Below are 8,779 nucleotides of genomic sequence, written 5' to 3' on the forward strand. Positions count from 1 at the left end.
CACGGTGCGGGTGAGCGCGGCGGCGGAGGCGCCGGCGGGCGCGGGGGACTTCGAGCAGAGCGGGACGGTGCTGAGTTTTTCCGCGGGAGCGACGGCGAGCACGGGCGCGGTGACGCTGCGCGCGGTGGACAACGTGGAGGAAGGTGCGGACAAGACGGTGCGGGTGACGGGAGTGGTGACGGCGGCGGGGGTGGTGGGGCCGGAGGCGGTGATGCTGACGATCACGGACGACGACGAGCCGGCACCGGAACCCGAGGACGCCACGGTGATGGTCGACCGGGAACCGGCGCCCGGAGACGCGGCGCCGTCCCCGGTGGCGGCAACGGTGACCGAAGGCGGCGTGACGGGTTTCAGCTACACGCTGGTCCTCGGGTCTCCGCCGGTGAATCCGTCGGTCGCGCGCACACGGGCCGTCGGGGGACAGGCCCGGCAGCGGACGGACCTGAACGCGCCGGTGGTGACGGTGACCGTGTCCGGCCACGAGGGCACGGTCCTTCGGGTGATGCCCGAGGTTCTGACGTTCACGCTGGACAACTGGCACGTTGCCCAGACCGTGACGGTCACCGCCGCGCCGGACGAGGACGTGGACGACACGGTGGTGCGGCTGACGCATACCGCCACGGGCGGCGGGTACGACCGGGCGGTGCTGCCCGACGTGGTGGTGACGGTGGCCGACTCGGCGCCGTCCCTGAGCATCGCCGACGCACGCGCGCGCGAGGAGGCCGGGCGGCTGGTCTTCGAGGTGTCGCTGAGTGGCGTGAGCGATCGGACGGTGACGCTGGACTACGCCACGAGCGACGGGACGGCGCGGGCCGGGGAGGACTACGAGGAGCGCACGGGCACGCTGACCATCGAGGCGGGTCGAACGAGCGCCGAAATCGTGGTGCCCCTGCTGGCGGACGACGTGCAGGAACTGGACGAGGCGTTCACGGTCACGCTGAGCAACCTGGAGGGGGCGCGCCTGGGGGACGGGAGCGCCACCGGGGTGATCTCCGGGCGCGTGACGGAGGTGCCGGGACAGTGGCTGGGGCGGTTCGGACGGACGGCGGCGGACCAGGTGATCGAGGCGGTGACCGGGCGTTTCGGAGTGCGGTCGCGGCTGGGCTTCGAGGGGAGCTTGGCGGGGCAGTCGCTGGGCGGGCAACGGGCGCCCGGGAATGCCGTGGCGGCGCTGGCGCCGGAGGCCCCGGCCGGCCGGCCGGGATCGGAGTGGGAGGACGGCTTCGTGGGCTATCGTTGGCGCGCCCTCCGGGAGCGTGACCTGCTGACGGGTTCGTCGTTCGTTCTCACGGCGGAGACCGGCGGCGGGCTCGCCTCGCTGTGGGGCCGGGCGGCGCTGACGCTCTTTGACGGAGAGGACGGCGGTCTGGCGCTGGACGGGGAGGTCCTCACCGGGATGCTCGGAAGCGAAATGACGGCGGGCGGCTGGACGGGCGGGTTCGTGGTGTCCCAGAGCCAGGGAGACGGCGGCTTCCAGTCCATGGAGGGGGACGGAGAGGTGAGCTCGCGTCTGACGGGGTTTTACCCGTACGCGCGCGTCGCCATTGCGGAACGGTTCGCGGTGTGGGGCGTAGCCGGGTACGGAGTGGGCGAGCTGTCGCTCACGCCGGCGGGCGCAAACACCCGCAACACGGATACGGACCTGCTCATGGGAGCGTTGGGGGGACGCGGTACGCTGTTGGACGGCGCCGCCGGGGGTCTGAAGCTGGCGCTGACGACGGACGCCCTGGTGCTGAAGACGGGCTCGGATGAAACCGCGGGCCTGGAGGAAGGCTCGGCGGCGCTGCAGCGGGTGCGGCTGGGGGTCGAGGCGTCGCGGCCGTTGTACGCGAGGGACGGCGCGCGCTTGACGCCGACCGTGACGGTCGCCTTGCGGTACGATGGCGGGGATATGGAGAACGGTCTTGGCGCGGACCTGGGCGGAAGCGTGGTGTGGGGGCATCCCGGGTGGGGCGTCACGGCGGAGCTCAGCGCGCGGGGACTGTTGCACCACCAGTCGGAGGGTTTCCGGGAACACGGGTTCGCGGGTGCCCTGACCTGGGATTCGACGCCGTCGTCGGATCTGGGGTTTGCGATGTCGGTGCGCCACGCCCTCGGCGCTTCCGCCAAGGGCGGCATGGAGGCGTTGTTGCGCCCGGACGCGGTGCGCGCGGTGACCAACGACGAAGGCGCTCCGGGACGGCTGGAAGCGCACTTGGGCTACGGGTACCCGCTGCCCGGCGGGTGGCTGATCGCGACACCGGAAGTGGGGTTGGGGCTGACCGGGACGGAGCGCGAGTGGATGGTCGGCTGGCGCCTGTCGCTGCCGCGGCGCCGGGCCGTGGAGTTCGACTTGAGCCTCAGGGCCACGCGCGGCGAGAGCCTTGTCCGTCAAAACGACCCCGAGCACGACATGGGGCTCCGGCTGCGGGCGCGCTGGTAGCGGCGAGGACGGGCCGGACTCCGGCGGGAAACGCCGAGTGTGGCCACCGGGCCGTCCGCCGCGTCAGCGTCCCTGCCACACGGGCGGCCGCTTCTCGACAAAGGCGCGCGGCCCTTCCTGGCTGTCGTCGGTGGTGAGCACGAAGGCGGCGAGGTCGGACTCCAGCCGCAGCGCCTGATCCAGCGGCAGATCGATGCCCTTGTGCACCGATTCCTTGACGTAGCGCAGGGCCAGCGGCGCGCCCTTGGCGAAGGAGGCGGCCATCTCCTCGCCCGCCTGCGTCAACTCGTCCACGGCTACCAGCTTGTTCACGAGCCCGATGCGGTACGCTTCCCGGGCGTCGATGAGTTCCCCCGACAGGCAGATCTCCAGCGCCTTGGCCGGGCCCACGATGCGCGCCAGCCGCTGGGTGCCGCCGGACGCCGGCATGAAGCCGCGCCGCACCTCGGTGACCCCGAGCCGGGCGTTGTCCGCGGCGATGCGGACGTCGCAGGCCATGGCGATGAGCAGGCCCGCGCCCACCGTGTAGCCGTGCAGCAGCGCGATGGCGGGTTTCTGCAACAACGCGAAGGCCTCGATGGGCGAGGGGCTCCCCGGCAACTGCCTGGCCTGACGCGCCTCCAGCGGCGACGCCTGCGCCTCGGCCGGGTCGGCGTTGCGCCGCGCGCGCTCCTTCAGGTCCCCGCCCACGGTGAAGGCCTTCTCCCCTGCCCCCCGGACGAGCACCACCTGCACGTTACGGTCCGCCTGCGCCCGGGCGCACATCGCGACGATGCTCAGGCGCATCTCTTCGTTGATGGCGTTCAGCGCCTCGGGCCGGTTGAGCGTGATCCAGGCTGTCTGGCCTGTTACCTCGTAGAGAACCTTGTCGTTGCTCATTCGCGTAGCCTCCATGACGTCGTTTCGCGTCCGTCATTCCCGCTTCCCAGACTGCGTCAAGACTCCGGTTGGATGACGATTCGGGGCCCGTAGTACTGGATCAATGACGGATTCAAGGTTCTTGTGCCAATCTCACCGGCTCAGGCCGCTTCGCCCTTGATCCGGTAGAGCCTTGCGGCCGTGTCGTGGAACAGCGCTTTCCGTTCCGCCTCGGAGTATCCCCGCGCCACGATCTTGAACGCGTTCCACACCGACACGTAGGAATACGACACCCGGTCCACCGGGAAGTTGCTTTCGAACATGCAGCGGTTGGCGCCGAACTTCTCGATGCAGTGCTCGAAGTAGGGCCGCATGGCCTTGGCCAGCTCGGCGGAGCCGGGCCTGGGCTCGCGCTTGTGCCAGTCGTAGCCGGAGCGGAGCGACCCGACGCCGCCCAGCTTGAGCACGACGTTGGGGCAGGACGACAGCGCGGTGATGTCGGCGCTCCACGCCTGGAACACTTCGTCGCGCCTGCCCTCGTAGGGTCCGAGTCCCAGGGGTCCGCCGACGTGGTCGAGGATGATGGGCACCGCCGGGAAGTCCCGGGCCAGCTCCACCAGCTCAGGCATCTGCGGGTGATAGAGCCAGGCGTCGAAGCTCAGCCCGAGGTGCTGCAGGCGCGCGAAGCCCTTCCGGACCGCGGCGTCCCGCAACAGGCCGGGCCGCGGCACGCTCCGGAACGAGTCCGAGGCGTCCCACATGGTGGAATAGCGGATGCCGCGCAGCCGGGCGGGGCTGGCCTCCAGGTGCGCTTCCAGGACGGCGGCCACGGCGTCGCCAAGGGTCAGGTCGGCGTAGGCTACAATAGCGGCCGCCACGGTTGCGGGCGTACCCGCGGACGAGCTCTCGGATGCGATGCCCTCCAGGAACTCCGTCTCGCCCACCGGCTGCAACTCCGCCGGCCCTTCTTCGCGGTACATCGCCCCGCACTCCACCGCCACACTGGAGACGATGCGATGGCCGGCCGAGGCGTCGCGCAGGAAATCGTCGAGCAGGTACGGGTTGTTGGGGCGCCGCCACAGGTGGTGGTGCGGGTCGCAGATGGGGAGGTTGGGTTCCAGCGGGGCCTCGTCGGGCGTGTCTGTTGCAGGATCGGTCAATTTCGGCACCTCAAGTCCCGGTCACTGCTCGCTGGACCCCGGGTCAAGCTTGCCCCGGACTTTGCCCCGGGGCTCATGGTGACGGGCAGGAGGGCGGTTGCGGTGCTCGCACTGCCCGGCTGGGTTTGGTAGACAGGGGTTTGCCTTCATCGGACGAGCCGATTCCGGCTGAGGAGGTCGCGTGGATTTCGAGCTGGCCCATTTCCCTGTCCGGTCCCTTTCCTGGGGCGCCCACACCGAATATCGGGAAGGCGAACTCGTTGTCAACCGCGAGGCGCTGCGCGCCGAACTGCTGGCGGAGCCGCTCATCGACGACGTCGAGCTGAGCATCGTCCGGCCCGGCGACCGTACCCGGATACTCCACGTGGTGGACATCGTCGAGCCCCGCTGGAAGGACCCGGAGCGCGGCAGCCCATTTCCCGGCAGCCTCGGACCCTTGTACCAATGTGGCCTCGGCCGCACCCATGCGCTGGACGGCGTGGCGGTGGTGACGTCCGGCTCGCTGCCGCGGTCCGAGGAGGCCATCATCGACATGTGCGGCCGCGGCAGCGAGCTGAGCCGGTTCGGGCGCATGCCGGGCCTGGTGGTGCTGCCGAGGGCGCGGGAAGGCGCCGACCCGGGCCAGTTCGGCCTGGCGCTCATGCGCGGGGGGCTGCGCGCGGCCGTGTTTCTGGCGGAGACGACGAAGGAGGCGGCCCCGGCGCGCACCGAGGCGTTCTCGCTTGGTTGGCGGTTGCCGGCGTCCGGTTTGCCGCGCGTCGGATACCTGAGCTTCGCCTACTCCCACGGCATCGGCCGCCAGAAGCTTTTCTACGGCATGAGCACCAAGGACATCGTGCCGAGCGTCGTGCATCCCAACGAGATCCTGGACGGCGCGCTGGTGAACGACGGCTATACCAAGCCCACCAAGAACGCCACCCACGACATTCTGAACCATCCCCTGATTCGGGACCTGTACCGGCGGCACAACGACACCATCGTGTTCGCCGGCATGGTGCTGGCGAACCACTACGCCACCTATGACGAGAAGGCGGCCGCGGCCTTTCACGCAGCACGACTGCTCCGGCACGTGGTGGAGGCCGACGCAGTGGTCATCACCAAGGACGGCGGCGGCCAGGCGGACGTGGACCTGATGCTGGCCTGCCGGGCGTGCGAGGAGGCGGGGCTGCGCACGGTGCTGGTGGCCAAGGAGGAGTCCGGCGGCGACGGCCCGGCACTGGTGGACGTGGCGCCCCAGGCGGACGCCATGGTGAGCGTGGGCAACTGCCCCGAGAAGGTGCGGCTGGACGAGCCCATGGAGCGGGTCATCGGCGGCGACGCGTTTCTCGGGGCGATCGAGGGCGACGTGGCCGGGACGGTGGAGATTCCGGTGCAGAACATCATTGGCGCCATCGACCCCATCGGCGGGTCGACGCTGACGGCCCGGTCGGGATAGGAGGAAGCAACATGAAACGCATCGTCCACTACACGAACCAGTTCTTCGCCGGCCTCGGCGGGGAGGAGAGCGCGGGGGCGCCGCCGGGCGTGCTGGAGGGCGCGGTGGGTCCGGGGCGGCTGTTGCGGTCCCTGTTGGGCGAGGGCGCGGGGATCGTGGCGACGGTCTACTGCGGCGACGACCATTTCTCGGAGAACGAGGAGGAGGCCACGGCCCGGCTGCTGGAGTTGGTGAAGGCGGCGGAGCCGGACCTATTGTTCGCCGGGCCGGCGTTCGGCTCGGGGCGTTACGGGTTGGCGTGCGCGGGGGTGTGCCGGGCGGTGGGCGGCGAGTTGGGCATACCGGTGCTGACCGCCATGTCGCCGTCCAACCCGGGAGCGGACCTGGTGCGGCGCGACATCCCGGTGGTGGAGACCGGGGAGTCCTCGGGCGACATGCGCGCGGCCATCGAGCGCTCGACGCGCGTGATCGTGAGGCTCCTGACCGGCGAGGACGTGGCCCCGGGCAGCGAGGAAGGCTTGCTGCCGCGCGGCGGACGCTGGAACACACGGGCGTCCCGGCCGGCGGCCGAACGCGCCGTGGACCTGCTGCTGGCCAAGCTCACGGGCGGGCCGATGGAGACGGAGATCCCGTTGCCGCCCTTCCAGGAGGTGGCGCCGGCGCCGGGAATCCGGGACCTCGGGCACGCGAAGATCGCGCTCGTCACCACCGGCGGCCTGGTGCCGCGGGGCAATCCGGACGGCATCAAGTCGTACCTGTCCACGCACTTCGGCGCTTACGGCATGATGGAACGGGAGCGGCTCGCGGGGGATGACTTCGAGTCGGTGCACGGCGGTTTCTTCACCGCGATGGTGAACGAGGACCCCAACCGGCTGATCCCCCTGGACGTGTTGCGGGACGCGGTGCGCGAGGGATCGGTGGGCGGACTGCACGAATATTTCTACTCCACCACGGGCAACGGCACGCCGGTGGAGACCGCCGCCGACATGGCGCGGGACATCGCGGCGTCGCTGGAGGAGGACAAGGTCGACGGGGTCATACTCACCTCTGCCTGAGGGACCTGCACTCGCTGCGGCGCAGCGATGGCAAAGGAACTGGAGAGAGCCGGCATCCCCACGGTGCACGTGACCAATCTCGTCTCGGTGTCGGAGAACACGGGCGCCAAGCGGATCATGTCGGGGCGGGCGATTCCCCACGTGTTCGGCGATCCGTCCCTTGACGCGGACGAGGAGCGGCGGCTCCGGCGGCGGTTGGTGGAGCAGGCGCTGGACATGCTGCGGGAGCAGGAAGGCGCGTCGTGATGGCCCGGGGCGGCGGTTTGCCCTTGACATGGACAGCGTAAAGTCGGTTAATCGCACGATCTAACTCGAGAGGAGGGACGCATGTTTAGGCGAATTCTCTTTATGATGACAGGGTTGCTGCTGTTGGCGAGCCCCGTATGGGGCGACGCGGTGGCGGATTTTTACAAGGGCAAGCAACTTCGCATTGTCGTGGGTTATGGTCCGGGCGGTACCACCGACCTCACCACCCGGCTCATCGGCCCGGTTCTGCACAAGTACATTCCCGGGAGTCCCCGGATCGTGATCCAGAACAAGTCGGGCGGCGGCAGCCTGCTGGCGGCCAACACGGTGTTCAACAATGAGCGCAGAGACGGAACCGTGATGGCGGCCATCAGCAGCAGCTTGGTGATGAAACAGGCTCGCGGCGTGAAGGGGGTCAGGTTCGACGGTAGAGAGTTCAACTGGGTCGCGAGCGCGTTCCGGGCCAACTCGGCGTGCGCGGTGCGCACGGATGCGGGCGTGAAGAGCTTCGCCGATGCGGTGAAGACCAAGAAACAGCTTATCGTGTCGAGCTTCGACAAGGGCGGCCTGTCCCACCTCGAGCCCATTTTCTTCAACGCGATCTTCGGCAGCAACTTCAAGGCCGTCACGGGATTCGCCAGCGGCGGCGCGCAGCGCCTGGCGGTGAAGAACGGCGAGGCCAACGGCTTCTGCACGACCTTCCAGACGATGGCCAGCACCGAGATCGCCATGTTCGAGGGTGAGGGGAAGTGCTGCCGGGTCCTGATCATCGCCGGCGAGAAGAAGGCGGACCACCCGCTGCTGAAGGGCGTGCCCGCGGCCGAGGCGCTGGCCAAGGAGCAGGGCAAGAGCAAGGATGAGCTGGCCATGCTGAGGGCGATGAACGCCACCAACCAGATCAGCATCGTCCACACGCTTCCGCCCGGAGTGCCGAAAGAACGTGTCGAGGCCCTGCGCGACGCCTTTGCCAAGGCGTACAACGACCCGCAGGTCCAGGCGCTGGCCAAGAAGCAGAACCGCAATCTGCAGCCCAGGCGTGGCGACGGCGTGGCCAAGATCGTCGACGATCTGCTCAACACTCCCAAGCCTCTTATGGACAAGATCAAGGCCCTCATCGAAAAGGGCTAAAGGCCGGCGGCGTGCCGCCGAATCAACCGTGAGTGATACCGGGTTCAGGTCCGCGTCCGCCGCTGGCGGTCGCGGGCCGGGCTCCGCTCTCCGAACTCTGCCTGAAACTGAAGCTCTGACCTGAAAACCGCGGACCGACCGCTCCCGTTACGACAAAGCCATGTTCGAAGCCTTCATCACAGGACTGCTCCAGGTATTCGATCAAACCACGTTCCTGCTGATGGTGATCGGCATATTCCTGGGGTTCATCGTCGGGATACTGCCCGGCATCGGCAGCCCCGGGGCGGTGGCCCTCATGCTGCCGTTCATCTTCGAAATGGACCCGGTGCAGGCCTTCGCCTTCCTGCTCGGGATGTACGCGGTCACCGGCACCACCGGCGACATCACCTCGATCCTGTTCGGCGTGCCCGGGGAGGTGGTGTCCACCGCCACCATCATCGACGGGCATCCCATGGCCAAGAAGGGCGAGGCCGGC

7 protein-coding genes are annotated in these 8,779 nt (G+C 69.2%); 5 read left to right on the forward strand and 2 right to left on the reverse strand.

From position 1 onward, the window contains the following. Positions 1-2,422, forward strand: a 2,422-nt coding sequence (locus tag OXF11_02335; protein ID MCY4485936.1) for a hypothetical protein, incomplete at its 5' end; no start/stop codon positions are given. Between the two features lie 63 nt (positions 2,423-2,485). On the opposite strand, the gene OXF11_02340 is transcribed toward OXF11_02335, so the two are convergent. Beyond that, the gene (locus tag OXF11_02340; protein ID MCY4485937.1) at positions 2,486-3,301 is read right to left on the reverse strand and encodes an enoyl-CoA hydratase-related protein; all 816 of its coding nucleotides are present in this window, start codon (positions 3,299-3,301) and stop codon (positions 2,486-2,488) included. Between the two features lie 140 nt (positions 3,302-3,441). Beyond that, positions 3,442-4,440 (reverse strand): amidohydrolase family protein, encoded by a 999-nt coding sequence (locus OXF11_02345; protein ID MCY4485938.1) that lies wholly within the window; start codon positions 4,438-4,440, stop codon positions 3,442-3,444. Between the two features lie 181 nt (positions 4,441-4,621). On the opposite strand from OXF11_02345, the gene OXF11_02350 reads away from it, so the two are divergent. The 4 genes from OXF11_02350 to OXF11_02365 form a co-directional block, all read left to right on the forward strand. Continuing rightward, positions 4,622-5,875 (forward strand): hypothetical protein, encoded by a 1,254-nt coding sequence (locus OXF11_02350; GenBank protein MCY4485939.1) that lies wholly within the window; start codon positions 4,622-4,624, stop codon positions 5,873-5,875. Between the two features lie 11 nt (positions 5,876-5,886). Beyond that, on the forward strand, positions 5,887-7,176 hold the full coding sequence (locus OXF11_02355) for a glycine/betaine/sarcosine/D-proline family reductase selenoprotein B (protein ID MCY4485940.1): 1,290 nt from the start codon (positions 5,887-5,889) through the stop codon (positions 7,174-7,176). An 81-nt stretch (positions 7,177-7,257) separates the two neighbouring features. Further along, the gene (locus OXF11_02360) at positions 7,258-8,304 is read left to right on the forward strand and encodes a hypothetical protein (GenBank protein ID MCY4485941.1); all 1,047 of its coding nucleotides are present in this window, start codon (positions 7,258-7,260) and stop codon (positions 8,302-8,304) included. Between the two features lie 160 nt (positions 8,305-8,464). Then, positions 8,465-8,779: tripartite tricarboxylate transporter permease (locus OXF11_02365; GenBank protein MCY4485942.1), on the forward strand; the 315-nt coding region annotated here is incomplete at its 3' end.

The sequence above is a fragment of the Deltaproteobacteria bacterium genome (assembly GCA_026712905.1).
In the GTDB taxonomy this organism is placed as follows: Bacteria; Desulfobacterota; Binatia; order UBA9968; family JAJDTQ01; genus JAJDTQ01.

What these genes read in the sequence shown, in the direction of transcription:
- OXF11_02340 (MCY4485937.1), bottom strand. Translation starts at nt 3,301, where the DNA reads ATGAGCAACGACAAGGTTCTCTACGAGGTAACAGGCCAGACAGCCTGG.
- OXF11_02360 (MCY4485941.1), top strand. Translation starts at nt 7,258, where the DNA reads ATGTTTAGGCGAATTCTCTTTATGATGACAGGGTTGCTGCTGTTGGCG.